Annotated in this window: 24 protein-coding genes and 1 tRNA gene; 15 read left to right on the forward strand and 10 right to left on the reverse strand. The window is 71.3% G+C overall.

What is annotated here, in order from left to right:
- Positions 1–182: 182 nt before the first annotated feature.
- Positions 183–255: transfer RNA gene (locus KY462_15165), tRNA-Ile, on the reverse strand.
- Between the two features lie 99 nt (positions 256–354).
- Between KY462_15165 and KY462_15170 the strand changes: the two genes are divergently transcribed.
- Positions 355–618, forward strand: coding sequence for a GlsB/YeaQ/YmgE family stress response membrane protein (locus KY462_15170; protein ID MBW3579046.1), 264 nt, complete (start codon positions 355–357; stop codon positions 616–618).
- A 70-nt stretch (positions 619–688) separates the two neighbouring features.
- On the opposite strand, the gene KY462_15175 is transcribed toward KY462_15170, so the two are convergent.
- Together KY462_15175 and lon are read right to left on the reverse strand one after the other, a co-directional pair.
- The gene (locus KY462_15175) at positions 689–1,837 is read right to left on the reverse strand and encodes a 6-phosphofructokinase (GenBank protein ID MBW3579047.1); all 1,149 of its coding nucleotides are present in this window, start codon (positions 1,835–1,837) and stop codon (positions 689–691) included.
- 147 nt (positions 1,838–1,984) lie between these two features.
- Positions 1,985–4,315: an endopeptidase La gene (gene lon / locus KY462_15180; protein ID MBW3579048.1), complete on the reverse strand. Its 2,331-nt coding sequence runs from the start codon at positions 4,313–4,315 to the stop codon at positions 1,985–1,987.
- 102 nt (positions 4,316–4,417) lie between these two features.
- Here lon and KY462_15185 point away from each other — a divergent pair, with 102 nt between their 5' ends.
- Complete coding sequence (locus KY462_15185) at positions 4,418–4,879, forward strand: MarR family transcriptional regulator (GenBank protein MBW3579049.1); 462 nt, start codon at positions 4,418–4,420, stop codon at positions 4,877–4,879.
- A 25-nt stretch (positions 4,880–4,904) separates the two neighbouring features.
- Here the strand turns inward: KY462_15185 and KY462_15190 are convergent, their stop codons facing one another.
- Both KY462_15190 and KY462_15195 read right to left on the reverse strand, forming a co-directional pair.
- The gene (locus KY462_15190; protein MBW3579050.1) at positions 4,905–5,288 is read right to left on the reverse strand and encodes a response regulator; all 384 of its coding nucleotides are present in this window, start codon (positions 5,286–5,288) and stop codon (positions 4,905–4,907) included.
- A gap of 251 nt (positions 5,289–5,539) precedes the next feature.
- Positions 5,540–5,842 carry an MTH1187 family thiamine-binding protein gene (locus KY462_15195; GenBank protein MBW3579051.1) on the reverse strand — a complete coding sequence of 101 codons (303 nt, stop codon included), beginning with the start codon at positions 5,840–5,842 and terminating at the stop codon, positions 5,540–5,542.
- 79 nt (positions 5,843–5,921) lie between these two features.
- Between KY462_15195 and KY462_15200 the strand changes: the two genes are divergently transcribed.
- From KY462_15200 to KY462_15225, 6 genes are all read left to right on the forward strand, one after another.
- Positions 5,922–7,262: a nodulation protein NfeD gene (locus KY462_15200; protein ID MBW3579052.1), complete on the forward strand. Its 1,341-nt coding sequence runs from the start codon at positions 5,922–5,924 to the stop codon at positions 7,260–7,262.
- The gene (locus tag KY462_15205; GenBank protein ID MBW3579053.1) at positions 7,259–8,044 is read left to right on the forward strand and encodes a slipin family protein; all 786 of its coding nucleotides are present in this window, start codon (positions 7,259–7,261) and stop codon (positions 8,042–8,044) included. The genes KY462_15200 and KY462_15205 overlap by 4 nt, the downstream gene beginning before the upstream one ends.
- A gap of 74 nt (positions 8,045–8,118) precedes the next feature.
- Positions 8,119–8,937, forward strand: a complete 819-nt coding sequence (locus KY462_15210; GenBank protein MBW3579054.1) for a c-type cytochrome — start codon at positions 8,119–8,121, stop codon at positions 8,935–8,937.
- The gene (locus KY462_15215) at positions 8,927–9,814 is read left to right on the forward strand and encodes a Rieske 2Fe-2S domain-containing protein (GenBank protein ID MBW3579055.1); all 888 of its coding nucleotides are present in this window, start codon (positions 8,927–8,929) and stop codon (positions 9,812–9,814) included. Before KY462_15210 ends, KY462_15215 begins: the two co-directional genes overlap by 11 nt.
- Positions 9,811–11,235, forward strand: a complete 1,425-nt coding sequence (locus KY462_15220) for a cytochrome bc complex cytochrome b subunit (protein ID MBW3579056.1) — start codon at positions 9,811–9,813, stop codon at positions 11,233–11,235. The genes KY462_15215 and KY462_15220 overlap by 4 nt, the downstream gene beginning before the upstream one ends.
- Before the next feature lie 11 nt (positions 11,236–11,246).
- Positions 11,247–11,660, forward strand: a complete 414-nt coding sequence (locus KY462_15225; protein MBW3579057.1) for a hypothetical protein — start codon at positions 11,247–11,249, stop codon at positions 11,658–11,660.
- A 5-nt stretch (positions 11,661–11,665) separates the two neighbouring features.
- Here KY462_15225 and KY462_15230 read toward each other — a convergent pair whose 3' ends face one another.
- Positions 11,666–14,503, reverse strand: a complete 2,838-nt coding sequence (locus KY462_15230) for a S8 family serine peptidase (protein ID MBW3579058.1) — start codon at positions 14,501–14,503, stop codon at positions 11,666–11,668.
- 113 nt (positions 14,504–14,616) lie between these two features.
- Positions 14,617–15,075 carry a M23 family metallopeptidase gene (locus KY462_15235; GenBank protein ID MBW3579059.1) on the reverse strand — a complete coding sequence of 153 codons (459 nt, stop codon included), beginning with the start codon at positions 15,073–15,075 and terminating at the stop codon, positions 14,617–14,619.
- Positions 15,076–16,194: 1,119 nt separating this feature from the next.
- Between KY462_15235 and KY462_15240 the strand changes: the two genes are divergently transcribed.
- Complete coding sequence (locus KY462_15240) at positions 16,195–17,166, forward strand: hypothetical protein (protein MBW3579060.1); 972 nt, start codon at positions 16,195–16,197, stop codon at positions 17,164–17,166.
- A 130-nt stretch (positions 17,167–17,296) separates the two neighbouring features.
- Positions 17,297–17,917: a protein-L-isoaspartate(D-aspartate) O-methyltransferase gene (locus KY462_15245; protein ID MBW3579061.1), complete on the forward strand. Its 621-nt coding sequence runs from the start codon at positions 17,297–17,299 to the stop codon at positions 17,915–17,917.
- A 27-nt stretch (positions 17,918–17,944) separates the two neighbouring features.
- Here the strand turns inward: KY462_15245 and KY462_15250 are convergent, their stop codons facing one another.
- Positions 17,945–20,167 carry a hypothetical protein gene (locus KY462_15250; GenBank protein MBW3579062.1) on the reverse strand — a complete coding sequence of 741 codons (2,223 nt, stop codon included), beginning with the start codon at positions 20,165–20,167 and terminating at the stop codon, positions 17,945–17,947.
- An 18-nt stretch (positions 20,168–20,185) separates the two neighbouring features.
- The gene (locus tag KY462_15255) at positions 20,186–21,595 is read right to left on the reverse strand and encodes a hypothetical protein (protein MBW3579063.1); all 1,410 of its coding nucleotides are present in this window, start codon (positions 21,593–21,595) and stop codon (positions 20,186–20,188) included.
- 256 nt (positions 21,596–21,851) lie between these two features.
- Here KY462_15255 and KY462_15260 point away from each other — a divergent pair, with 256 nt between their 5' ends.
- The 5 genes from KY462_15260 (at position 21,852) to KY462_15280 (ending at position 25,608) form a co-directional block, all read left to right on the forward strand.
- Positions 21,852–22,127: a hypothetical protein gene (locus KY462_15260; protein ID MBW3579064.1), complete on the forward strand. Its 276-nt coding sequence runs from the start codon at positions 21,852–21,854 to the stop codon at positions 22,125–22,127.
- A gap of 138 nt (positions 22,128–22,265) precedes the next feature.
- On the forward strand, positions 22,266–23,192 hold the full coding sequence (locus KY462_15265) for a nucleotidyltransferase (protein MBW3579065.1): 927 nt from the start codon (positions 22,266–22,268) through the stop codon (positions 23,190–23,192).
- Positions 23,192–23,950: a metallophosphoesterase gene (locus tag KY462_15270; protein MBW3579066.1), complete on the forward strand. Its 759-nt coding sequence runs from the start codon at positions 23,192–23,194 to the stop codon at positions 23,948–23,950. The genes KY462_15265 and KY462_15270 overlap by 1 nt, the downstream gene beginning before the upstream one ends.
- Positions 23,951–23,954: 4 nt before the next feature.
- Positions 23,955–24,662, forward strand: coding sequence for a nucleotidyl transferase AbiEii/AbiGii toxin family protein (locus KY462_15275; protein MBW3579067.1), 708 nt, complete (start codon positions 23,955–23,957; stop codon positions 24,660–24,662).
- 628 nt (positions 24,663–25,290) lie between these two features.
- The gene (locus KY462_15280; protein ID MBW3579068.1) at positions 25,291–25,608 is read left to right on the forward strand and encodes a hypothetical protein; all 318 of its coding nucleotides are present in this window, start codon (positions 25,291–25,293) and stop codon (positions 25,606–25,608) included.
- 291 nt (positions 25,609–25,899) lie between these two features.
- Here the strand turns inward: KY462_15280 and KY462_15285 are convergent.
- Positions 25,900–26,462, reverse strand: a 563-nt coding sequence (locus KY462_15285) for a hypothetical protein (GenBank protein ID MBW3579069.1), incomplete at its 5' end; no start/stop codon positions are given.

Consider the following 26,462-nt stretch of genomic DNA (forward strand, 5'->3'; position numbering starts at 1 on the left):
AGGTGCTCCTCCAGCTGTATGCCGCGACCGACGAGGACCGGCTCCGCGCCGCCGCGGATGAGGCCGCCGACGCGCTCGGCGGATCGTGATGTGTGCGAAATGTGTGCGAGCGGCGTTCGAGGCCCCTTCGGCGAACCCCGGGTGTGGCTTGGAAACCGCCCCTGACCTGCGGTTTCGCGGAGTGGGCCCGGCAGGGGTCGAACCTGCAACCAACGGATTATGAGTCCGCTGCTCTGACCTTTGAGCTACGGGCCCCGGGCAGTCGAGTGTACGTCCGGCCGGAGGGTCGAGCGGCACGGGGCAACCGGCCCTGCGGTTAGCCTCGCGGCGACCCACACGGAGGTGGCCGTGGAACTGCTGTCGTTCATCATCGCCACGCTGATCGTCGGTGCCCTCGTGGGCTACATCGCCCGGCTTTTGATGCCGGGGCCCGATCCGATGGGGTGCTTGGCCACCGCCGGGCTCGGGATCGCGGGCTCCTTCGTCGGCGGGACGCTCGCGTCACTCCTCTTCGACCAGGAGTTCCAGCTCTCCGCGGCGGGGACCATCGGCTCGGTGATCGGCGCGATGATCCTCTTGTTGTTCCTGCGGCGTTCGCGGAGGCGCCGCTACTACTGACCCCGGCCGCGGACCAAATGCAGCCCCTGGCGATCCGGGCTCGCCACCATCGGGCTCGACGGCAGCCTGGTCAATACAGGAACATCGGCTTGCCGGCCACCTGGCGCACCTTCGGTCGGTACTGGTCGACGTCGTACAGCGCACCGACGTCGACCCGCTTGGCGCCCTCACGTGTGACCGAGATCGGCACGTTGGTGTAGGTCCCGCTGCGTAGGGCGACCATCCGGCCGCGTTCGCCATCCACCGCAAGATCGGCAGCCATGACCGCGTAGTTGGTGGCGACCATCAGATCCAGTGAGTCCGGCGCCCCCGACCGCATCAGGTAGCCCAACCGCTGCTCGATGATCCCGACCCCGGTGATCTCGCGGAGCATCTCGCCCAGCTGCTGGCCGATACCGCCGAGCTTGCGGTGTCCGTAGGCGTCCTCGTCGCCCCGCAGGTGCAGGTCGCCACCCGTCAACTTGGCGCCCTCCGACACCGTCACCACGGCGTAGTTGCTGGGATTGACGGCGCGGTCCTGCATCACCAGCTTCGCGAGCCTCTGCACGTCGCACGGCACCTCCGAGATGATGGCCCGATCCGCCCCGGCCAGGTACGCCGAGATTAGCGACGTCTCGCCGCTGTAGCGGCCGAACAGCTCGATGACGGCCAGCCGCTCGTGCGATCCGGTCGACGTCCGCAGCTGGTGGATGAACTGGACGCTGCGTGTCACCGCGGTGGAGAAGCCGATGCAGTAATCGGTGCCGTGGACGTCGTTGTCCATGGTCTTGGGGATCGCGATGACCGGCACGCCCTCTTCGTGCATCCGCAGACCGTAGGACAGCGTGTCGTCCCCACCGATCGGGACGAGGGCATCCACCTTGAGCTCCTCGATCACCTCCAACACGTGCGAGGTCAAGTCATGGGGGCCCTCACCGGCGGCATCGTCGGCGAGGAAGTCGGGGACCTCCTTGGCCCGGACCCGCCCCGGGTTGGTCCGGGATGTATGCAGGGTCGTGCCCCCGGTGCGGTCGATGGTTCGCACCGTCGCCCGGTCCAGCCGCATCGTGTTGCTTGACACCGAGTCGGGATCATCGGTATCGCAGTTGAGCAGGCCGCCCCAGCCGCGGCGGATGCCGAGGACCTCGTGCCCGTCGTCGATCACCCGTTCCACGACTGCCTTGATGCAGGGGTTCAGGCCCGGGACGTCACCCCCACCGGTCAAGATCCCGATCCGCACGTCATCTCCTCCCTGTGCCCAGATCCGACCCTACGGGCGCCGACCGTTCGAAGTCGCACGACCGGCCGACCGACGCACCACCAACTCGGCCCCGCACGGTCGGGCCGGCCCGTCACGCGCCCCGCCGGCTCACCGCACCGGCCTGCGTCAGGCCGCCACCGGCTGCGGTGCCGTCTCCAGTGCCAGCTCGAGCACCTCGGCGACGTCGGCGACCAGGTGGATGGTGACCTCCTCGCGCACCGTGGCGGGGATGTCGTCCAGGTCGGCCTCGTTCCGTGCGGGCAGGATCACCTCGGTCAGTCCCGCCCGGTGCGCCGCCAGGACCTTTTGCTTCACGCCACCGATCGGCAGCACCCGTCCCTGCAGGGTGACCTCGCCGGTCATCCCGACCGTCGACCGTGCCGGCCGACCCGACAGGAGGCTGACCAGTGCAGCGGTGATCGTGATCCCCGCCGACGGCCCGTCCTTGGGGATCGCGCCGGCCGGCACGTGCACGTGGAAGCGCCGGCCGGTCGGCACGTCGAGGCTGAACTGGTCGGCGTGTGAGCGGACGAACGACAGCGCGATCGACGCCGATTCCTTCATCACGTCGCCGAGCTGGCCGGTCAGGGTCAGCCCCTCGTCGCCGGGCAGAGCCGCCGCCTCGACGAACAGCACGTCACCGCCCGCGCCGGTCACGGCCAGTCCCGTCGCGACACCGGGCACGGCCGTGCGTTCGGCGACCTCGTTGTGGAACCGTGGTTTGCCGAGGTAGCTGCGGACGTCGCCGGCGTCGATCGTGACGGGGGCCTCGGCGCTGGCCGCCGCCAGCCCGGTCGCGACCTTGCGCAGCACCTTCCCGATCAGCCGCTCGAGGTTGCGGACCCCGGCCTCGCGGGTGTGCTCGGTGATGATGGTCCGCAGCGCGTCGTCGGTGACGGTGACCTCGTCGGCCTCCAGGCCGTTGCGCTGGATCTGCCTGGCCATCAGATGGTCGCGGGCGATCGCGAGCTTCTCGAGCTCCGTGTACCCGTCGAGGTGGATCACCTCCATGCGGTCCAGCAGCGGGCCGGGGATCGTCTCGACGACGTTCGCGGTCGGGATGAACAGCACCTCCGACAGGTCGAGGTCCACGTCGAGGTAGTGGTCACGGAACGTGTGGTTCTGCGCCGGGTCGAGGACCTCCAGCAGGGCGGCGGCCGGGTCTCCCGACCATCCGCCGACGGTCACCTTGTCGATCTCGTCGAGCATGACGACGGGGTTGCGCGTCCCCGCGTCCTTCAGCGCCCGCACGATCCGCCCCGGCATCGCCCCGACGTAGGTCCGGCGGTGGCCGCGGATCTCGGCCTCGTCACGGGTGCCGCCGAGCGCCACGCGGACGAAGCTGCGCCCCATCGCCCGCGCCACGGACTCACCGAGGGAGGTCTTGCCGACGCCAGGAGGACCGACCAACGTGACGATGGCGCCCGAACCCCGGCCGCCCTCGGGGGCGCGGCCACGCTCCTCGCGGAGCTTGCGCACGGCGAGGAACTCCAGGATGCGGTCCTTGACGTCCTCCAGACCGGTGTGATCGGCATCGAGGACGGCGCGGGCCTCGGTCAGGTCCAGGTGGTCGTCGCTGCGGACGTCCCACGGCAGGTCGAGCAGCCACTCGAGGTAGGTGCGGATCCACCCGTGTTCGGGGCTCTGGGCGTTGGTGCGCTCGAGACGGCCGAGCTCACGCTCTGCCTGTTCGCGGACCTCCTCGGGCATGCCGGCCTCGGCGATGCGCTGGCGGAGGACCTCGACGAGGTCGTCCTCGTCGTCGCCCAGCTCCTTGCGGATGGCGTCGAGCTGCTGGCGCAGCAGGTACTCGCGCTGCTGGCGGTCCATGCCCTCGGTGACCTCGTTGCGGATGCGCTCCTTGAGCTCGACGTCCGCCACCATCTCACGGGTCCAACCGATCAGCAGCTCGAGGCGCTCCTCGATGTCGAGGGTCTCGAGGATCTGGAGCTTGCGCTCGGTGGACAGGTCCGGGGAGTAGCCGGACGTGTCCGCGAGGTGACCGGGGTGGTCGATGCCGCGCAGGCTCTCGGCGACGTCGTTGGCGCCCCGCGCGTCGAGGATCGTCTCGACCAGTGCGCGGTACTCTCGGGCCAACTCGGCCGCCCGCTCGGAGGTCCGGTCGGGATCCGGCGCAGTTTCAACGTCGACCCACAGCGCGTCGCCGGTGCCGGCCACGCCCGTGTGGACCACGCCCCGGAACACGCCGCGCACGACCGCGACGTCCGCGCCGCTCGGCAGGCGACCCGAGTCCTCGACCTTCGCGACCGTCCCGATCCTGGCGTAGCGGCCTTCGATGCGTGGCAGCAGCAGGACCAGGCCGTCACCGGCCTGGGCTGCGGCCACCGCCGCGGCCGCCTCAGCGCGCTCCAGGACAGCCGTCACGACCATCTGGGGCAGAACCACGCCGGGCTCGACCGGGAGCACGGGCAGCGTGCGGGTATGCAGTCGTTCCATGACGTCCTCGCTCGTGTCGTTGCGAACGCAACAGCATCGTACGTCATATCGTTGCCTTTACAACCGTTGATTGAGCAAAGACACGTGGTAGGATCCGCAGTGATGCAGCGCTGTGACGACGTCCGGGTACTGGCGTGGAGGGCGCTCGCCCGAGCCCACGCCGTCCTCGGGGCTGCCCTCGACGCCGCTCTGGAGGAGCGCTCGGGTGTGCCGCTGCTGACCTACGACGTGCTGTCGTCCCTGGCCGAAGCCGACGGTCAGCGCCTGCGCATGCAACAGGTCGCCGAGCGCATGCCCCTGACCCCCAGCGGGCTCACCCGTCTGATCGACCGCATGGAGGAGGCCGGCCTCGTCCGCCGGCAGGTGTGTTCATCGGATCGGCGCGGGACGTACGCGGTGTTGACCCCGGCGGGGCGTCGCACCTTGCGCCGCGCCGGGGAGGTGCACGTGCGGATCCTCGAGGAGCGGCTGGTGGCACGCCTCTCGGCGCACGAACTGATGTGTCTGCGTGCCGCCTGCACCAAGATCGCCGGCCTGGTCGAGGATCAGCCGACCAACGACTGATCGTCCCACGCAGCCGTCCGGGTCGTCACGCCACCGCACTCGTGGAGATGACACGCCGGATTTCCATCACCAGCGAGTCCAGGTCGATCGGCTTGACCAGGTACGAGTCGACGCCCGCCTGCCAACCCGACCACAGGTCGTCCTCACTGGCACGGGCGGTGAGCAGGATGATCGGGGTCGCGGCGGTGCGTTGGTCGCCACGGAGTGCCTGCGCGGTCTCCAGTCCGCTCATCCTGGGCATCATGACATCCAGCAGGATCGCGTCGGGTCGCGCCTGCAGCGCGCGGCCAACGGCTTCCAACCCATCCGCGGCGGTCAGGATCTCGAAGCCTTCGAAGACGAGCACGAGCTCCAGCATCTGGCGGACTGCCGGGTCGTCGTCGACGACGAGCACTCGTGCGGCGGTCATGGCGTCTCCCGTTCGTACCGGCGGACGAGTGATGTCACCCGATCAGGCCCGAGATCGGCCCGTACACGTCGGACGCCACTGCCCGCTACACCTTCAGGTATCGGCGCCGACTCACCGGACTTGGTAGCCAGTTCGCACCATCTTGATGATGGTCGCGGCGGCCCCGATGCGCGGCGGGGCAAGTCCCGGACTAGTCCCCGTCCCGGTCGCCAGGCTCTCTGCGGACCAAGCTCAGCGGCCGTACTCGGCGATCAGCGCCCCTGGCTCAAGCGTCCCTCCACCGACGCGACCTTGCTGTCGAGCATGTCGTGGTGGCCCGGCCGGTGATCGACCTTGACCACCACGCTCACGCGGGGCGCCCCGCGACGCTCCATCGCGTCGATGCACTGGCCGATGACGGCCGAGATCTCCGGCCAGTCGCCTTCGATCTCGGTGAACATGGCCGAGGTCCGGTTCCGCAGCCCCGAAGCGCGCACGATGCGGACCGCTTCGGCCACGAAGTCACCGACGGACTCGCCGACACCGCCCGGACTGATCGAGAACGCTGCCAGCACGGCGGCTCCTTCCTCCGCCAACCATCCTGCCCAAGCCGCGACGGACGCGCAGTCGTGGCGCGTACGGTTGGATGTCGCCATGCGGTTGACCGAAGCACCGACCGGACGGCTGTCAGCGACAGTCGCCGCGCTGTACGCGGCGTGCCTGCTCCTGGTGTTCGCTGTGCCCGCGGCAGCGCAAGGCGCTTCCGTGCTCGAGACCGAGGCGACCGGACCGGTCACCCCGGTCATGGCCAACCATCTCGCCGACGCGCTCCACGAGGCGGAGCGCGGCGGCCACACAGCCCTGATCGTACGCCTCGACACCCCCGGCGGTCTGGTCACGGCGATGCGCGACATCGTCAAGTCGTTCCTGAACGCCGACGTGCCGGTGGTGGTGTGGGTGTCTCCCGCAGGAGCGGGTGCCGCGTCGGCCGGGTACCTGATCACGTCCGCCGCGCACATCGCGGCGATGGCTCCGGGAACGAACATCGGCGCCGCCACACCGATCGACCTCGAGCAGGGCGAGGTGCTGGACAAGATCGTCAACGACGCCGCCGCCTACGCGCGGTCGATCGCCGAGGCCCGGGGGCGGGACGTGGACTTCGCCGAGGAGGCCACCGTCGATGGTGCGTCACTGTCCGCCGAGGAGGCAGCGGAGCGCAACGTCGTCGATCTTGTCGCCGCGTCCCGCGACGACCTGCTCCGCGCTGGCGATGGTCGCACGGTTGAGGTCGCCGGCGGTCGCGAGGTGCAGCTTCGCACCACCGGGGTCGAGATCGTCGCCTACGAGGCGTCGTGGGCGCGGCGGGTGCTGCAGCGGCTGGCGGATCCAAACCTCGCGTTCCTGTTCATGTCGATCGGAACGCTGGCGATCCTGTACGAGCTCGCCCAGCCCGGCGTCGGCGCGGGCGCCGCGGTCGGGGTTATCCTGATCGTGCTGGCGCTGTTCGCGCTGGCGGTCCTCCCGGTGAACGCAGCAGGGTTGGCGCTGCTCGGACTTGCGATCGCGCTGTTCGTCGGGGAGATCTTCGCCCCAGGGATCGGTGTGCTCGCGGCCGGGGGGACGGTCGCTCTCCTGCTCGCCGGGCTGTTCCTGTTCCAGCGCCCCACCGGCGTCGGGGTCGATCTGAGGGTGTTGGTTCCGACCGTGGTGCTGGCCGGGCTGGCAGCCGCGGGTCTGGCGGTGGTGGCAGCCCGCAGCCGCTCCGCGCCGGTCGCCGCAGGTCCCGAGCCGGCGCTGAACGAGACCACCACGGTCCGGCGGATCGTCGGCGATCGGGCGCAGGTCTTCGTCGGCGGCGCGTGGTGGAACGCCCGCAGCCCCACCCGACAACTGCAGCATGGCGACGAGGTCCGCGTGGTCGGCCGGCGCGACCTCGAGCTGGTGGTCGAACCGGTCGAGGACGCAACCAGCGACGACCAGGAAGGGACACCATGAACCCACTCCTCATCGGTATCGGCGTCGCAGTACTCATCGTGCTGTGGTTCCTCGTGAACGCCATCAAGATCGTCCAGGAGTACGAGCGCGGGGTGATCTTCCGGCTCGGGCGCGTCCAGGACGCCAAGGGTCCGGGGCTGTTCTTCATCATCCCGATCATCGACCGGATGGAGCTGGTCAGCCTGCGGACGGTCACCATGGACATCCCACCGCAGGACATCATCACCAAGGACAACGTCACCGTCCGCGTCAACGCGGTGACCTACTTCAACGTGGTCGAGCCGGTGAAGGCGGTCATCGCCATCCAGAACTACATCTTCGGCACCTCACAGGTCGCCCAGACCACGCTCCGGAGCATCATCGGGCAGGTCGACCTCGACGAGGTGCTGATCAACCGTGACGAGATCAACTCACGGCTGCAGGAGATCATCGATCAGCTGACCAACCCGTGGGGGGTGAAGGTCACGCTCGTTGAGGTCAAGGACGTCGAGCTACCCGAGGCGATGCGCCGGGCGATGGCGCGTCAGGCGGAGGCCGAACGCGAGCGGCGCGCCAAGGTGATCCACGCCGAGGGCGAGTACGAGGCGGCGCAGCGCCTGTCGGACGCGGCCGCGCAGCTGGAAGCACACCCGGCCGCGATGCAGCTGCGGGTCCTGGCGACCATGGCGGAGGTCTCGGCCGAGCGCAACTCGACCCTGATCTTCCCGCTCCCGATGGAGATCCTGCGGCTGGCGGACGCCGCCGGTGCTCTCCTCGCCGACCGCAATGCGGCGCGATCTTGAGGGCCTCCAGGGGCGCCTGACTAGGCTGGGCGGCCCGCCGGCTGCCGCTCGCGGCGAGACGCACGGAGGCGCGGATGCCCACCGACCGTTCGCGGCGGTGGTCGATCCGCCTCGGGATCCTCGGGCTGGTCGGGGTCCTGGCTGGGGCGACGGCCGCCGCGGGCGTGCAGGATCCCACCGCCGCGCCGACCGACCGCGACCCCGACCCCACGGTGGCGCCCACCACCGATCCGCAGCTGGTTGCCCGCGGCCGGGAGCTGTTCGGTTCCCAGTGCGCGACCTGCCACGGCGCTGGAGGCCGTGGTGGCGTGCGGACCGACGCCCCGCCGCTCCGCGACGCCTCCCCGGCGATGATCGACTTCGTGATCCGGACCGGACGCATGCCGCCGCCCCGTCCCGACGCGGGCAGCGTGCGACGTCCTCCGCGGCTCTACGACGAGCAGCGGCTCGCGATCGTGGCGTACGTCAAGACGTTCGCACGGACCGAGCCGGCGATCCCCGACCCCGACCCTCAGCGCGGCGACCTGTCACATGGACGCGAGCTGTACGAGGCCAACTGCATCGCGTGCCACAGCGCCCTGGGGCGCGGCATCGCGATCAGCCAGCGCGACATCGCGCCGGACCTGGACCCTTCCTCCCCGGTCGAGATCGCCGAAGCTGTCCGCGTCGGGCCCGGGGTCATGCCGGTGTTCGAGACGGGCGTCATCTCCGACGACGAGCTCAACGACCTGATCCGCTACATCGTGTGGCTCACCGAGGAACGGGAACGCCCCGGAGGCCTCACGATCGGTCGGAGCGGACCGGTCACCGAAGGTTTCGTCTCGTGGGGGTTCGGCTTGGTGCTGCTGCTGATCGCGATGTACTTCATCGGGGAGCACCGCCGTGGCAGCTGACGACCGCGACACCACGATCCGGCGGGCCACACGCGCCGCCGCGATCGGGTTCGCCGTGGCGATCGCGTCGGCGATCGGGCTGGTCGTGGTCTACGTCGCCGGCGGTCACACCCAACTCGAAGGGTTGTTCCTGTTCGCGGCGTTCGCGGGGACCACCGTCGGGCTGGTCGTGTGGACCAAGGTGCTGATCGCCGAACCGGACCTGCTCGAGGAACGCCCGCCGATGCGCTCGTCGCAGGAGGACCGGGCCGCGTTCGAACACGCCTACCTGGAAGCTCGGGAGGTCCGCGACCCCGACATCGCCAGCCGCCGACGGTTCCTCAGCCGGCTGCTCGCCGGCGCCAGCGCGTCGCTGGCGCTCGCCCTGGGCTTGCCGTTCTTCTCCCTCGGCGCGCCCCCCGGCGGCCAGCTGTTCCGCACCAACTGGGAACGCGGATCTCGCGTGGTGGACTTCGCCGGCCGCCCGGTCCGCGCCGACATGGTGGGACCCGGAGGAGTCATCACCGTCTTCCCGGAGGGCCACACCGGCGACGGGCAGTCAGCGGCCCTGCTGATCGGGATCGACTTCGGCCGGATCGTCGAAGGCGGCATCACGGCCGAGACCGTCCCGGGGATCGTCTGCTACTCGAAGGTGTGCACCCACGCCGGCTGCCCGGTCGGGCTGTACCGCGAGGAGGCCGCCGAACTGCTGTGCCCCTGCCACCAGTCGAAGTTCGCCGTGTACGACAACGCCAGGCCGATCTCAGGGCCGACGACACGGCCACTGCCTCAGCTGCCGCTGGGCACCGACGACGCGGGGTTCCTGGTCGCGCTCGGTGACTTCGAGGCGCCGGTCGGGCCCGAGTTCTGGAACATCCAGCGTGGAGGCCGCGCATGACCGAGCGCGCCGAACGCGACCGCGAACGCCAGACCGACCGCCCCGTCGACGCTCACGGCCGCCACAGCCGCGGCGTGGTCACCGCGATCGCACGGTGGCTCGACGACCGGCTCGGCATCGCCCAGGGAGCCCGCAAGCTGCTGCGCAAGCCGTTCCCGGACCACTGGTCGTTCCTCCTCGGCGAGGTCGCACTGTTCGCGTTGGTGGTGCTGTTCCTCACCGGGACCTTCCTGGCGCTGTTCTACCGGCCCGACACGCGGCCGGTGACCTACACCGGCCCCTACGTCCCGCTCCAGGGAGCGCAGGTGTCGGCCGCGTACGAGTCGGTGATGCGGCTCAGCTTCGAGGTCCGCGCCGGGCTGCTGATGCGCCAGATCCACCACCACGGCGCGAACGTGTTCATGGCCGCGGTCGTGGCCCACATGCTCCGCACATTCTTCACCGGGTCGTTCCGCAAGCCGCGTGAGCTGATGTGGGTCACCGGGATCGTGCTGGTCCTGCTCGGCATCGGGGCGGGGTTCACCGGCTACTCGCTCCCCGACGACCTGCTGTCGGGGACCGGCCTGCAGATCGGGTACGCCACGCTGCTGTCGGTCCCGTTCCTGGGCCCGTTCCTGGCGTTCGTCGCGCTCGGCGGGGAGGTCCCCAACCCTGACCTGATCGGCCGGCTGCACATCCTGCACGTCATGATCCTGCCCGGCCTGCTCGCCGCCGTGGTCGGCGCTCACATGCTGCTGTTGTTCCGCGTGCGCCACAGCCAGCACCCCGGCGAGAAGCGGACCGAGCGCAACATCGTCGGCAAACCGATGTTCCCCACCCAGACGATGGTCTCGGCTGCGGCGTTCGCGGCGACGGTGGCCGTCCTCGCGTTGATGGGAGGCTTCTACGAGATCAACCCGGTGTGGCTGTACGGACCGTTCGAGCCTTCACGGGTGTTCGCCCCGTCCCAGCCCGACTGGTACGTGGGGTGGCTGGAGGGCGTGCTGCGGCTGTGGCCGGCCTGGTCGATCCGCGTCTTCGGGATCGTGATCCCCCAGCCGTTCATCCCCGGCGTGGTGATCCCCGGCCTGATCTTCGCCTTGGCTGGCGCGTGGCCGTGGCTCGAGCGGCGCTACATCACCCGCGGCGACGAGGAACACAACATCCTCGACGACGTCCGCGATAACCCGCTGCGCGGTGCGGTCGGAGCGGCGGGGGTCACCTTCCTCACGGTGATGCTGGTCGCTGGAAGCAACGACGTGATCGCCGCGCGGTTCACGATCGCGCTCGAGCGGTTCACGCTGGTACTGCGCGTCCTGCTGGTCGCGGGACCGCCGCTGGTGGGCTGGCTGACGTACCGGTGGTTGACGCGTCTCAAGCGCCGTGACATCGAGGAGGCCGAGCGCGCCGGGACGGTGAGGGCCGAGCAGGACGTTGCCTAGATGGTGCCCACATGGTGACGGCTCACCGCTACCTGGCCATCTCGATCATCGCAGCCTTCCTGGTGATCGCCGTCTACGGAGGGCTGGCACGGCTGTTCCGCCGCCCGCAGGTCGGCCGGCCGTTCTGGGGGCTGCAGTACTACACCGAGACGGTGCTGCTGGTGCAGGTCGTCGTTGGTGTGGTGCTGCTGGTGATCGGTCACCGCGTTCCCCCCGGGTCCCTGAACTGGCTGCACTACTTCTACGGGTCGCTGTTCCCGCTGATCGCCGTGGTGACCGGCCGGATCGGGGCGATCCGCCGCGAGGAAGCCGGGTTCGACTACGCCCCGGTGGCACTCGCGGCGCTGGTCGCGTTCGGCCTGACGCTGCGCGCGGCGATGACCGGATGCGCCGATTCGCCGTTCGTGTGCCTCGGGCTGACCTGACCCCGTCAGCAGGTGTTGCCGTCTGCGGCGTCGAGCGCCGCAACGGTCGACTCACCCAGGACACTCGTCCCACCGATCACGACCAGGTCCACGACCGGCCGGCCGCAGCTGCCCACCAGCGGCCCCACGGCCGGGTGAACCTCGGGGCGGCCGTCGACGAGCAGGACGGGCGCGGCGGTGTCCGCGGCGAGCCCGGCGGCGGACAGGCCGTACGCCCACCCGTCGGGGCGGAAGCCGTGCATCACCACGTACCGGCGGGGCGATGCGCGACCCCACAGGTGGGTAGCGACGGCCACGGCCGTCTCCACCCGCGACGGCCCGGCGACCCGCTGGGGTGCGGGCACCGCAGCCTGCACGGCGTCGGACAGGGCTGCGACCCCGCCCAGCAGCACGGTCCGGGTCGGCTCCCACCGGCGCAGCGCGTCAGCGACGGCCGGGTGCAGAGCGTCGCGGTCGGTGACGACGATCGGGACGCGCTGACGCGCCGCCCACGCGCCGCCGGTGACCGAATCGGCCCATGCGGCGCTGGGGTCGGTGGCGGTGCCGTGGGCGCGGGCCACCGCGACGGTGCGGGTCCCCGGCCAGCGGCGGCGGACCTCCTCGGCCACCGCCACGGCGGTCTCCACGCGCGACCTGCCCGCCAGGCGGTGGGGCCGGTACCCCGCGCCCCGCAGGGCGTCCTCCACCGCCGGGCTGAGCGCGGCCGGCCCTCCCAGCAGGTACACCACCGCCCCGCCGGGGACGGTGCGCCGCAGCTCCTCGGCCACGGCTGACGCGAGCCGGTCGCTCGGGGTCAGCAGAAGCGGGCCCTCGGCGCTGAGCGGGGCGCCGGCCAGGGCGTCGGCGAACACGTCGTGGCGCGACACGACGGCGTACCCGGCGCCGCCGGAGGAGAACCGTGCGCGGCTGGCACGCACCCCGACCGACACCGGATCGGAGGCGTCGACGCGTTCGGTGGTGGCCGGGTCGCCGTCGAAGCTGCCGGGGCGGTGGATCAGGACGGCCGGTGTGGTCGCCGCCGCCCCGGTCCCCATCGCGTTGATGGCGGTCACTGCGAAGCTGTACGTCGTGCCGGTCGCGAGTCCACCGACCTGGGCCGACGTGGCAGTCGCCGCGACGGTGACGGTCGCCCCGCCGGGGGTCGCCCGGATGGTGTAGCCGGTGATCGGGCTGCCACCGTCGGAGGCGGGCGCGGCCCACGTGACCGTGGCGGAGGTCTCCCCGGCCTTGGCGGCGGGGTGACGGGGCGCGTCGGGCACGGTGGCGACGGTGGTGGGCACGGCGGTGGACTCGGCGACGGCGCCGGTCCCGACCGCGTTCGTCGCCGCCACGGTCAGCTTGTAGGTCACGCCGTTGGTCAGGCCGGCGATCCGTGTGCTGGTCGTGCCGGCCGCGAGCGTCATCTGCTGACCGCCGGGCGCGACCGTGACCGTGTACCCGCTGATGGCGGCGCCGCCGTCGTCGGCGGGGGGCTGCCACTCGAGCAGGACCGCCCCGTCGCTGGGCGTGGCCGCCAGCGCGCGTGGCGCCGACGGCGCACTCAGCACAGCGGTCAGCGCCGCGCCGGCGTTCACGATCCGACCGGTGACGGTCCGGCCGGCGAGGCTGTCGAGCTCCTGCCCGTGGGCCGCGACGTGGTCGACGACCTCCTCGGCCGTCATCGACGGCTCGTGGGAGGCCACCAGCGCCGCCACACCGGCGGCGTGGGGCGCCGCCATCGACGTCCCCGACGCGTACGCGAACCGACCCTCGGGGTAGGTCGAGAGGATGTCGGCGCCGGGGGCCCCGACATCGACAGTGGTGAGTCCGGTGTTGGCGAACAGCGGGACGGCACCGGTGTTGTCGACCGACGTCACCGACAGGACGGTCGGCAGCGTGGAGTTGGCCGGCTGGGACGCGATCAGGTCGTTGTCCACGCCCTCGTTCCCCGCGGCAGCGACGACGACCGCCCCGGCCTCGCTCATGGCGGCCTCCAGGGCGGCGGATGGCGGCCCCACGTACCCCCAGCTGGCGTTGATGATCCGCGCCCCGGCCTTGCCGGCGTACTCCACTGCGGCGACGGCGTCGGAGAGGTGACCCCAGCCGTCCGGGCCGATGAACTTCAGCGGCAGGACCGTGACCGCCGGCGCGACCCCGACGACCCCCTTGCCGTCGAGCGTGGCGGCGACGGTCCCGGCGACGTGGGTGCCATGCCAGTCGGCGTCGGGCGAGTCGTACACGCTGGCGTCGTCGTTGGCGAAGTCCCACCCGGTGACGTCGTCAACCAACCCGTTGCGGTCGTCGTCGACACCGTTGCCCGCGATCTCGCCAGGGTTGCGCCAGATGCGCGGGGCGAGGTCTGGATGGCCGGTGTCGACCCCGGTGTCGATCACCGCGACGATCGTCTCGTGCGTGCCCTGGGTGATTGCCCAGGCCTCGGGGGCGTCGACGTCGACGTCGTCGATGCCCGCACGTCCGGACACGGTCTGACCGGTGTTGTGCAGGCCCCACAGCTGCGGCAACCCCGGATCGGACGCGGTCAGCGTGATCCGGCGGTCGACCTCTGCGAAGCGCACCGCGCCATGGTTGCGCAGACGCGCCGCCACCGCTTCGGGGTCCCGGCCGGGCGGGACGGTCAGCACCTGGGTCCCGGTCAGGGGCAGTCGGCGGTGGACGGTCAAGCCGTGCTCGTCGCGGACGGCCGCTGCACCGTCACCGACGAACCGCACGAGCAGCCGTTGGCTCTCGCCCCGCGGCGACGGGCCAGCCGCCAGGGCGCCGGGCGGGGCGGTCAGCACGACGGCGGCCACCAGCACCGACGCGAGCGCGCCACGGCGCGGGGACCGGCGTGCGGGACGGCTCATGGCGGCATCCGGGCAGTATGGAGCGGCGACCGAGGTACCACTGCATCGTCGGGCGCCGACCGCGTCGACTTGAGCGGCGACCCGGCGCGACCAGTAGCAGCTAGTAGTAGCAGCTAGTAGTAGCGCATGGGGTCGCGTGGGACCCCGTTGACGCGGACCTCGAAGTGGAGGTGGGGGCCGGTCGACAGGCCGGTGGAGCCCACCGCACCGATGACCTGGCCGCGTCGCACCCGCTGCCCCGCGCGGACGGCCAGGCGCGACTGGTGTGCGTACAGCGTCGCCAGCCCATCGCTGTGGGCGATCACGACGGCGTTGCCGTACCCCCCGCGCCACCCGGCGGACACGATGACCCCGTCCGCTGCGGCCACGATCCCCTGCCCGGTCGGGGCGGGGATGTCGATGCCTGCGTGCAGGCGTCGGGTGCGGTAGACGGGATGGGTGCGCCACCCGAAGCCGGACGTGACCCGGCCGGCGGTCGGCCACGCCAGCTGTCCGCTGTCGGAGGAGGGCGGCTGGGCCACCGCGGTCTGCGCCCGCGGCTGGGCGGATCGCGTCGCGGCGGTCCTGTTCACGGCGGCCTTCTCGGCAGCGGCCTTGTCGGCGGCGGCCTTGTCCGCGGCGGCCTTCGCGGCGGCGGCCCTGGCAGCTCTTGCCGCCGCGGCGCGCTGTTCGCGCGCCAGACGGGCCAGCTCCGCAGCGAGCTCGTTCTCGAGCCGCTGCGACTCCGCCTCCAGGTGCGAGACGAGACCCTCGTAGGAGCGCTGGTCGACGTGCAGGCGGCGCAGCAGATCCTGCTGGCTGGCCTGGTCGGCGGTGATCTGGGCGACCAGCCCACGCTGGTCGTCCACCAGAGATGCCTGCTCGGCCACCAGCACCCGGCGCTGTTCGGTCAGGGCTGCGACGTCCTGCCGGGCCGCCCGCGCCGCTGCCTCCTCGACCATCCGCTGCCGGCGCAGCGCCGCCACCGTCCGTTGGTGGGCCGCCACCTGCGCGCGGAGCCAGTCCAAGCGTTGCACCACCTGGTCCTGGTGAGCCAGAACCGACTTCGCCACCCGCAGACCGCGCGCGGCGTCGCTCGGCGAGTCGGTGGCGAACACGACCTGCAGCAGGCCGCCGACCTGCCCGGTACGGCCGCGCTTGAAGGCGTCGGCTGCCTGGGTCTCGAAGGTGATCTGTTCGCGGTCGAGCTCGGCCTCGGTGCGCCGCAGCTCCTCGGTCGCGGCGTCGAGCGCGCGGGTGGCCTCCCGGGTGCGCACCTGGGCGGTGGCAAGCTCACGCTCGGCTGTGGCCAGCTTCTCCTCGGCTGACGCCAACGCGTCGCGCCGCTCGGTGAGCTCGGCTTCAAGCTCCCCGAGCCGTTGGGTGCTGGCCGTCAGGCGCGCGTCGACCTCGGCCAGCGCCGCGCGCGTTTCCTCGACGGAAGTGCTGACGACCGCCAACCCCTGGTTGGCCGCTTCCAGGTCGTGTTGGGAGTCGTGGATGCGCCGACGGACGTCGTCGACCGGGGCAGCCGTCGCGTCGCCACCGGCGGTCACGGCCACCAGCGCAGCCAGGGCGGCGACCACGATCCGCCGTCGTGCCACACCACCCCCAAGACCCGACACGGTCCCCACTACCCGTCCGACCCGTCGAAGGCAAGCAGCCGCCGACGGGTACCGCAACTGCAGGCCGCCCCCCGCTACGGTGCGGCCGTGCCCACCGTGCTGGCTGTCGACGGCAACTCCCTCGCGCACCGCGCCTGGCATGCGCTGATCGACGAACGCGACAGCGGACCGTGGCTGGCCGGCGGCGTGGTCCGCATGCTCGGCAGCGTCTGGCGGTACGGCCGGTACGCCGGTGTGGTCGTCGCCTTCGACGCACCCGACAGCATCCGCAAAGCACGCCACCCGGGATACAAGGCGAGCCGCCCCACCCCCGACCCCGCCTTCGTGGGACAGCTGCGGAACCTGGCGCACCTGCTGGCGGCGTGCGGGTTCACGGTCCTGTCGACACCGGGCCACGAAGCCGATGACCTGCTCGCGGCGACGGTGGCCGGTGCCGGCATCGCCGACGTGCGCACCACGCTGGTGTCCTCCGACCGCGACCTGCTGGCGTTGGTGTCGGATCGGGCGACGCTGCTGCGGCCCAGACGTACGATGGCTGATCTGGCCGTGTACGACCCGGCTGCGGTGCGCGCCGAGTTCGGAGTCGAACCCACCCAGTACCTCGAGCTGGCCGCCCTGCGCGGAGATCCCTCCGACGACCTTCCGGGCGTGCCGGGCGTCGGGCAGCGCACCGCGGCCCGGCTGCTGCGATCCTGGGGGTCGGTGGGTGCGCTGTACGCCGGGATCCGCGACCTGCCCCCCGACCTGGCAGCACGGCTGCGCGACAGCCGGGGCGACGTCGAACGCAACCTCGAGCTGATGGCCCCGTTGGCACAGGCGCCGGTCGACCTGGCCGCGACGCTCGCGAACGGTGTTGACCTCGCCGAGGTGCGACGGGTACTGGCCCCGGTCGGTCTGGGACCCGCCGCCGACGCCTTCCGCCGAGCCGTGGAACGCGGCCCGCTCCCGCCGATGCCTCCCCCACCGCTGGAACCCCCGCCGGGCACCGCTGCGGCCGATCCGCCCGCGCCCCGCGCACCGCTGCACCTCGACGGGATCCAGGCTGCACTGTTCTCGTGACCGACGTCTGAAGCGGCCACGACGACGCTCACGACGGCCCGTGGCGCCACCCAGGCGCTTCGCGCCACGCTGGTCGTCCCGACCGGTCGCAGGCTGGCAAGCTGTGCGCATCCGACAGGAGTCGCTCGAGATGTTCCTGCGACGTTCGCGTCAGGACCTGGTCCGGGCGGCAGCACGGCTCGGCGTCCGCAGCCAGCGGGTCGTCGCCGCCATGCGTGCGGTGGACCGTGCCGGGTTCGTCCCGCCCGGGCGGGAGCGCCTCGCCTACCGCGACCGCCCGATCCTGATCGACCGCCGTCAGGCCACGCCCCAGCCTTCGATCGTCGCGCTGATGATCCAGGCGCTGGAGCTCGACGGTGACGAGCGGGTGCTCGAGGTCGGGACCGGTGTGGGCTACCAGGCCGCGCTGCTGGCTCGTCTCGCCCGGGACGTCTTCAGCGTCGAGCGGTCCGAGGACCTGGCCGAACAGGCCCGCAGCAACCTCGCCCACGCCGAGATCGCCAACGTCACCGTCGTGACCGACGACCCGACGCGGGGTCTGCCCGAGTACGCCCCGTTCGACGCGATCCTGGTGTCCGCAGCCGCGCCGGAGGTCGCGCAGCCGCTCGGGGAACAGTTGGTCGACGGCGGCCGGCTGGTGATGCCGATCGGGCCCGGCGGCGAGGACCTCGTCACCCTCTTCGTGCGCCAGGAGGGCCGGCTGCGTCGGGTGCGGGTCCTGACAGCCGCGAGCTTCGCACCACTGCGGTGACCGCGCGCGCCCGCCTCGCGCCCGGCGTCACGCGTCGATGCGGCGGACCGGGATGAACCCCGACAGCGTCGTCCCGCCCCCGTTGGCCGAGTGCACCTCGAGGCCGCCTCCCTGGGCGTCGAGCCGGTCGGCCATGTTCTGCAGCCCGGCGCCCCGCGGGGTCGTGACGGGATCGAAACCCCGCCCGTCGTCCGTGACCCAGAACAGCAGCCGGTCGCCGTCGTCGCGCAGGTGGATGGTGGCTGCCGTGGCGTCGGCGTACTTGGCGATGTTCTGTAGGGCCTCCAGGCAGCAGAAGTACACCGCCGCCTCGGCGTCCTGCGGGTAGCGGCCGAGGTCCTGGGCGTCGACGTGGACCCGCACGGCCGCCTTGGCCGCTTGGCTCTCCAGGGCGGCCCCCAGCCCCCGATCGGCCAGGAGCGGAGGGTAGATCCCCCGGGCGAGGTCCCGGAGGGTGACGATCGCCTCGGCGGTGTCCTCACCGAGCTGGTGGAGGAACGGGGCGACCGGCTTGCCCTGCTCGGCCAGACGCTCGGCGAGGGCCAGCTTCACCTTCAACGCCACCAGCTGCTGCTGCGCCCCATCGTGGAGGTTGCGCTCCAGGCGCCGGCGGGCCTCATCCTGTGCGGCCACCAGGCGCTTCCGCGATGCGCGCAGGTCGTCGAGGCGGTCGAGGAGCTCGGCGGTCAGGCGCACCGTCCGGAACACCTGCGCCGCCTGGTCGGCCAACGCGCGCAGCAACCCCTCCTCGATCGGCGCGAGCGTCTCCTGCCCCGGGAGCGTCACGCTCAGCGCGCCGAGGAGTTCCTGGTTGTGGCGGACCGCGACGGCGGCGGTGGTGCCAGGCAGTTCCGGCAGGATCCCACCGTCGATGCCGACCGGGTCGCGGCCCTCGGCGTCGCCCGGCCAGGCCGCAGCCGGGCGGAGTTCCCCGCCGACAACCAGCCACACGTCGGCGCGGGTGGCGGTGGTCCCGGTGGCGAGGATCTGCGCCATCCGTGACAGCTTCTGGTCGGTGGTCACCGACTCGGCCATCTGCTCGGAGAAGTCGGCCAGGACCTCGTAGGGGGTGGCGCGCCGGCCGTAGACCAGGCGGTTGGCGACCGTCTTCAACCGTTCCTTGGCCGGCTCGAACGCCACCGCCACGACACCGGTGGCCAGCACCGACAGCGCCAGGTTGTTGCCCTGGGCGCCGACCAGCCAACCCAGGCCGACGACCACGCCGACGTAGACGGCGGTCACGAAGCCGGCCAGCGCCCCGTACACCAGCGTGCGCGTGATCACCCGGTCGATGTTCCACAGCCGGAACCGCACCAGTCCCACGAACAACGCAGCCGGGATGATCGCGAAGACCGGCTGGAAGACGCGGAACAGCGCCACCGGGATGATGTCGAGGGGACGGCCCTGGTAGGCCTCGAATGCCGACCCGGCGACGCCGCGCTGCAGCACGTACACGCCCAGCAGCAGGGCCGGGAGCAGCGCCCAGAACAGGGTCCGTGCCTGCAGGCGGTCGGCGTCGGTCCGGGCGGTGCGGTAGCGGTAGGCCTGCGCCGCCACCCCCACCGCCGGGGTGACCAGCCCGAAGACCAAGATGACGGCCAACACCCGCGAGGTGCCGCGGATGGCGACCGCACCCATGACGGCGCCGGCCACCAGCGGGGCGTAGAGCAGCGCCAGCCGCCCCCGCGACCACCGCGGGATGACGGACCCGTCGGCGAACAGCAACAGGGCCAGGGCGTACGCGCCCGCCGCGACCGCGTGGAAGCCGATGTGGATGACCGTCTCGAGCAGCTCGGCGTCCAGCGACTCGTAGACGCTGTAAGCCTGCAGGTTGAAGATCGCGGCGGTCCCCACCAGCGCGACCGCCAGCAGCCGGGCGGTGCGGTCGCGGGGACGCAGCCAGACCAGGAAGCCCGCCAGGGCGAGGTTGAACAGGCTGAAGCCGTAGTCGACGATCAGGCCGGCGATCGGCTGGGTGTTGTGGGCCGCGTCGGCCAGCGCCTGCGCGGAGCGGCCGATCAGACCTGCGCTGTGGACGAACCCGAGGTCGTGCAGGGCGTCGTGCCACCCAACCGGGATCGCCACCGCCGACACCAGCCCGGCGGCCAGCGCCCCCAGCGACACGAGCGTGTAGGCAGCGAACGCGACGGCGAAGACCCAGTCGCGCGATGCGAAGCGGCGGGCTGGCCGTACCGCGATGCCACGCCCGGAGACGGTCCCGGGGGTGGTCGCGTCGGTCGCGATCGACATCGGTTGCTGGCTCCTGGCCTACTCGACGACGACCGTCCCGATCATCCGCGGGTGGATCAGGCACGCGTAGCGGTAGCTGCCGGGCTGGGTGAACGTCACCGAGTAGGTGCCTTCCCAGAACACCCCCGAGGACAGGAACGTCTGTCCGTCCCACCTGCCCGCGTCGACCGCGGGGGGCGGTGGGCTCTCCGGTGCACCGTCAGGGTCGGCGGACGCGTCCTCGCCTTCGGCGGACGGGCCCTCACCCTCGGCGGACGCGTCCTCGCCTTCGCCCGGGGGAGCCTCACCCTCGGCGGGCGATCCGTCGCCGTCCGGTTCGGCGGACTCGTTCGGGAAGCCTGGCCCGCCGACGGGGAGCACCGCCTGCGGGTTGAAGACGACCGTGCCGTCGTCCTCGACGTGCATCTGGGAGAAGTACGGCGGGACCTGGAAGCTGACGGTGTGGTTCCCGACGAACGACCAGGTGACCTCGTCTCCGACGTTCACGCGCATGTCGCGGGGGATGAACTCGCTGATCATCCCGTGGACCCACATGTCGTTGGCGGCGAAACCGGCGAACGGCTTGCGGACGGTCTCCGGCGGGCCGTACGCGTCGAAGGTCGCTTCGTCGACCGACTTGCCCAGCTCGTAGGCTTCACGCAGCGGCTCGGCCCAGGCCTCGATCTCGGCGCGGGCCTGGCGCGCGACGTCGGCCTGCGAGGGGATGTCCTGATCGCCGGGGACGATCGTGATCGCGCCGTTCTGGAACGCCCCGTGGACGTTGCAGTAGTAGTAGTAGGTGCCCGGCGCGGCGTCCGCAGCGATGGGCACCTCGAAGACGTTGCCTTTGGGACCCTCGTAGGGGATGAAGCCGGAGTTGTAGAAGCTGTGGCGACCGGTGAACGCCGGCTGCACCTGGTCGTCGTCCGCGCACGGGGTGGCGGTGTCCTCCGGCGGCCCGCCGTCCGGGAGGTAACACGGCTGTGCGACGTTCTGGTTGACCCCGGCTTGGCTGTCGTCGGCGAGCATGTACGGGGGCAGGTCCACCATGGCCGCCTCGACCCGCTCGATCACCTCGGGCGGGATGTCGGACATCGGCGTGCCCTCGTACCTGTCGAACTCGGGCGCGACCTTCGTCAAGACATCGTCGACGAGCCGACCCATCGTCACGCTGTGGGGTTCGCCGGTCCAGTGCTGCTTGAAACGGACCGTGTCGCCGGGACGGACCGTCACCGACCGCGGGAAGTAGCCGATCAGGGACGTGGCGAACTCGTCGTGGTCGTAGTCGACCAGGACCTCGCGGACCTGCGGGCCCGTGCCACGCCCCCCCAGCAGGGTGCTGCAGGCCGACACCAGCAGCGCCGCCGAGGGCACGAGCAGAACCAGTCCCAGCCGGCGCAGGCGGACGGTGCGGGCCCGGCACGGACCGTGCGGGTGCGCTGCTGTCACCGAAGACCCATCTGTCGGGCCGCGCGGCCGCGGCGTGGAGGCTCCGGTGGCCCGACACGGCCAGGGTCGGGCCCGGAGATCGGCGGAGGATAACCGGGACGGTGGCGCTGCGCCGCCGTTCCGCGATATTCGGAACGTTGACGTCCGCCGACACGTTGCACCGGGTACAGGACAGCATGCGACATGCCGATGACAAGAGAGAATGACGAGACAGAGAATGACGAGACAGATGACGAGACGGACGGAAGGCGGTGTTGTGACCAAGCACAGGGAGAACACGCAGACGACCGAGGCGTCGACCACGGTCGCCGACGAGCACGCCGCCACGCTCGCCTGGCTCGAGTCGGAGTTCCCCGAGTGGCGGTTCGAGGTTGGCGCCACCCGCGACCCCTCGGGCGACCACAAGCCTTGGTGGGTCGCCCGCCGCGAGGGCCATCACCCGCAGGCTGAGCTGTCGCCCGGGAAGCTCTCCAGCCGCCTGGCCGACTACCAGGCACGGCAGGACCAGCGCACCCCCGCCGACGACAACTGACGGCGTTCGGCGGGCTCGGACGGTCGCCGGCTTCGCGGCGAGACGGGCCTGCCTGCCGGAGCGCGACCCCGACCTTCGTTCACGGGGCGCTCACCCCCCGACCGTAGGGTCGTCGTGTCTTCGCAGCAGGATCGGTCGATGTCAGGCAGTCGGGATGGCGCCCCCCTGCGCAGCGTCGAGGGGGCGGACTACGACGAGCGGCGCTTCCTCGCCGTCATGCGCGAGGCGGTGGACGTCCTCGAGGCGCACGGCGTCCCCCACGTCCTGATGGGGGGTGTGGCGGTCGCGGCGCTGGGCCGGCCGCGTTGGACCCACGACGTCGACGTCTTCCTGCGCCCCGACGACGCCCGACGTGCGCTCGGGGCCCTCAACGACGCCGGCTTCGAACCCGAAGAGCACGACCCGCTGTGGATCTTCAAGGCGGTCAAGGACGAGGTGCTGGTCGACCTGATCTTCCGTAGCCAGGGTGACATCTACCTCGACGGCGACATGCTGGCCCGTGCGATCACGACGACGTTCAAAGGCGAACGGATCCGTGTGCTGCCGCCGGAGGACCTGATCGTGATCAAAGCGGCCGCCCACACGGAGGACACCGCGTATCACTGGTTCGACGCGCTGGCGGTCCTGACCAACCACGAGCTCGACTGGCGCTACCTGCTGCGGCGCGCCCCGCACTCGGTCCGGCGGGTGTTGAGCTTCCTGGTGTTCGCCGAGTCCAACGACGCGCCCGTCCCACGGTGGGCCATCCTCGACCTGGTCGACCGCGTGTACGGCCTGCGAGGAGAGCCGGCGCGCGTCCCCACCGACTCATCGGAGGCGACCCAGGACGAGCGCATCGCCGTCGAGGCACGCGAACGTCTCCGACGTGACCCGCGAACGGCCGACGTCGACGTGGAGGTGACCACGTACGGCGACACGATCATGTTGACCGGTGAGGTCGCCACCGAGGAGCGGCGTGCCGTCCTCGACGACGTCGCCGCCGAGCTCTTCCCCCACCAACGGATCGACAACCGCACCGACGTGCGGCGGCTCGAAGAGCCGGTCACCGTCGAGGAGATCGGCTGATGAACGTGGCGGCCGTCGGCGACGTCCACATCGGGACCGACTCGGTCGGTCGGCTCGCCCAGCACCTGCGCGAGGTCGACCAGCACGCCGACGTGCTGCTGCTCGCCGGTGATCTCAGCCGCCGGGGCGGGTTGGACGAGGCCAGGGTCGTGGTCGGCGAGCTCGCGGAGGTGACGGTGCCGGTGGTGGCGGTGTTCGGCAACCACGAGTTCGAATCCGACCTCCAGGACGAGTTCCGGGCGGTCCTCGAGGACGCCGGGGTGACCGTGCTCGAAGGTGAGTCGACCGTGATCGACGTGGACGGCCAGCAGCTCGGGATCGCCGGGACCGTCGGTTTCGGTGGCGGGTTCCCCGGTGCGACCTGCGCCGACTTCGGCGAGGCGGAGATGAAGCACTTCGTGGCACGCAGCCGCGACCTCGCGAGCACGCTCGAACAGCGTCTGCGCGACCTCGCCGATGCCCGCGTGGCGACGCGGATCGCGTTGCTTCACTACTCCCCGGTCCGCGACACGCTCACCGGCGAGCACCCGGAGCTGTACCCGTTCCTCGGCAGCCACTGGCTCGCTGATGCGGCGGACCGAGCCGGTGCCGACCTCGTCGTGCACGGCCATGCCCACCACGGCGTGGAACGCGGCGTGACGCCTGGCGGTATCCCCGTGCGCAACGTGGCGCAACCGGTGATCCGCCGACCCTACGCCGTGTACCGCGTCGGGGAAGGCAGCGACGTCGACCACACCGAGCAGCTCACCGCCCGGTAGTGGCGTGGACCCTGCCAGCGCACTGGATCGACTCGTGGTGGAGGTCGCCCGGGAACCGGCGCTCGCCGATGACCTCGCCCTGCGGGGCGGCGCGGCGCTCCACCATCTGCACGTCGACCGGCCGCTGCGGCGCTGCGACCGCCTGTCGTACGGGCGGACGTCGTCAACCGGGCTGGGCCCGATCCTGGAGGGCCTGCGCCTGGTCGCCGACCGCCTCGACATGGTGATCGAACAACCAGAGCTCCGCGACGACGGGCTCCACGCCCGGATCGACTCGCCCGCCCAGCCTGGATCGCTGTCCGTGTCGGTCGATACGCACGCGATCGAGCCGTGCCGAGCGCACGTCCGCCGGCGGTTGCGGATCGGGTTCGGGCCGGGGACGACCGAGGCCGCCGTCCTGACGTTCACGCTCGACGAGATCCTGGCGTTGACGCTGCGGCAGCTGTCACAGCGCCGCGACCCGCGCGACCTGTTCGACCTGTGGGCCGGCCTCACGATCGGCAACGCGCGCGCCGGCGACGTCGCCCACTGCTTCCGTCACTACGTCGCCCCGGCGCAGACCCCAGCCGACGAGCTGCTCGCTCGGCTCGAGCTGACGGTGGTCGACGAGGCGGTCCGAGACGGGTTCGCGCAGCTGACCGTCCGCGCCCCGGTCGACTCGATCGACGACGCGGTCGCGGTCGTGCGGGCTGTCATCTCCGCCGTCGTGTAGCGAGGCGGGACGACGGTCCTGGCCGGCACCGGTCGCACTCACCGTTCGCATCACTGCCCCTACCCTGCTGCACGCAGCTGCGCCTAGCTCTGCGATGCCGCGTGCGTGCGTCGTTGCGGGCCTGCTCGAGCTCGGCGATACGGGCTTCGAGGCGTTCCGCGCGCTGGTCGGCGTCGCGACGGGCCTTCTCGACGTCCGCGCGTGCCCTTCGGCCGCCTCGGCGGGTTCCCCTTGTGCCTCTGCCGTTTGGTCCACCTGAGTGTGCATCTGCCCACGGGGAGACCGCCCGACGGCGGATCATCCGGGCGTTCGAGAAGAGCCGCGCGTCCGTGAATGGCCGAGGTCGTTGCCAGCGGCCGATGGCAGTCACCAAGCGAGGGCAGTCACCAAGCGAGCTGGTTGCCGAGGGGTTTTCATGCGCGCGGGTCGTGATGGTCAACGAGGCCCAGAGCAGTATCGAGCGCTGTATCAGGACGCGCCTGTCGGGCGGCAGATCCTGCCCGCCGCACACGAGTGCGGGGTTCGCCATCTGGCGATGGAGGCGCTGCATCCACGCGAGTGGGTCACAACAGCAAACCGGACCAGGTCCGTGCCGCCCCGAGATGCCGGATACCTATCGCAACCCGAGATGCGCGAGCTGGTTGGTGATGCGCTCGCACTGGGCTGGACGTTGTGGCCCTACGAAGCCGATTTCGACAGCGCACCCGCAGACTTCGCGCGCCAGCGGAGCACCCCTTCGGTGACATTCATGAACTGGCGCATGTCCTGCCAGGTCAACGAGGTGCTCGAACTGACCAGACGGCTGCGGATGCCCTACCTACGGGCTGCCGCCCCCGACGCGCTGGCCACCGCCAAGGCGCAACGGTGGGACCCCGCCGAGGTGCTGCGGGTGCTGCTTGAGGAGAAGCCAAAGGCCGTCATCCACAGCCTCGGCGGCCAACGTTAAATCGTCCACAGTGATGGCCAACGCGCGATAAATCCGGTCGCGCTCCACAGACCAGAACCGCTCGAAACTGCCTCGCGTAGCGATCGACGCGTCCTCCCGTCACCCAACACACGCACAGCACGCCTGCTCGCTTCCATCCTCACCCAGGATCGGCACCGCGTCCCGGCAGCCCGTTGAGCCCGCACCCGGCCTCGCACGGCACTCTGGCGCAGCAGTTGAACTGCGCCGTGCCGCCGAATGAGGTTTGCGCCGTAGTCCCGAAGCGGCCAGTAGCGGCGGCTCTGATGAGAGTCAGTTGCCGCGTTCGCTGACCTGCCAGGCGAAGAACCACCCGTCAGAGCCGGGGCAGGGTTCACGGCCTTCGTACGTTTGGCCGTAGCCGCCGCCGAGTTCCACGCGGTCGCCGACGTGTAGCCGGGTTGTCCCGCCGGCGTCGATGAGCCGGGGCGGATCGTCTTCGGCGTACCATCCTCGCGGCCATGCCACCGACGTCCGGGTTCCACCCTGGTCCAGGTAGAAGCATCTGTCATCCTGGTCGAAGCGCAGTCGCCCGTGAGCTGCGGCCAAGTCGCCGCCTTCCCCTTCGGGCGTCGGGATAGTGGGAAGAACGATCGCAAAGGATGAGGCCGGAGCCGGTTCGTCGTCCACGAACGGCACCGGAGGGTCCCGGATCAGCGACGCTCCCAGCAAGGCCCCGCCAACGACGGCGACAACCACAGCGGCCACGGCCGTGGCGAACCCGAAGCGCCGCCGGCGACGGCGGATCTGTGCGCGCGCACGGATCTCGTCGACGTCCGCCATGGACGACGGTGTCGCGGCACCGCGTTCGAGCAGCTCGGTCACTTCAAGATCGG

It is taken from the genome of Actinomycetota bacterium, from assembly GCA_019347675.1.
Taxonomy (GTDB): domain Bacteria; phylum Actinomycetota; class Nitriliruptoria; order Nitriliruptorales; family JAHWKO01; genus JAHWKW01.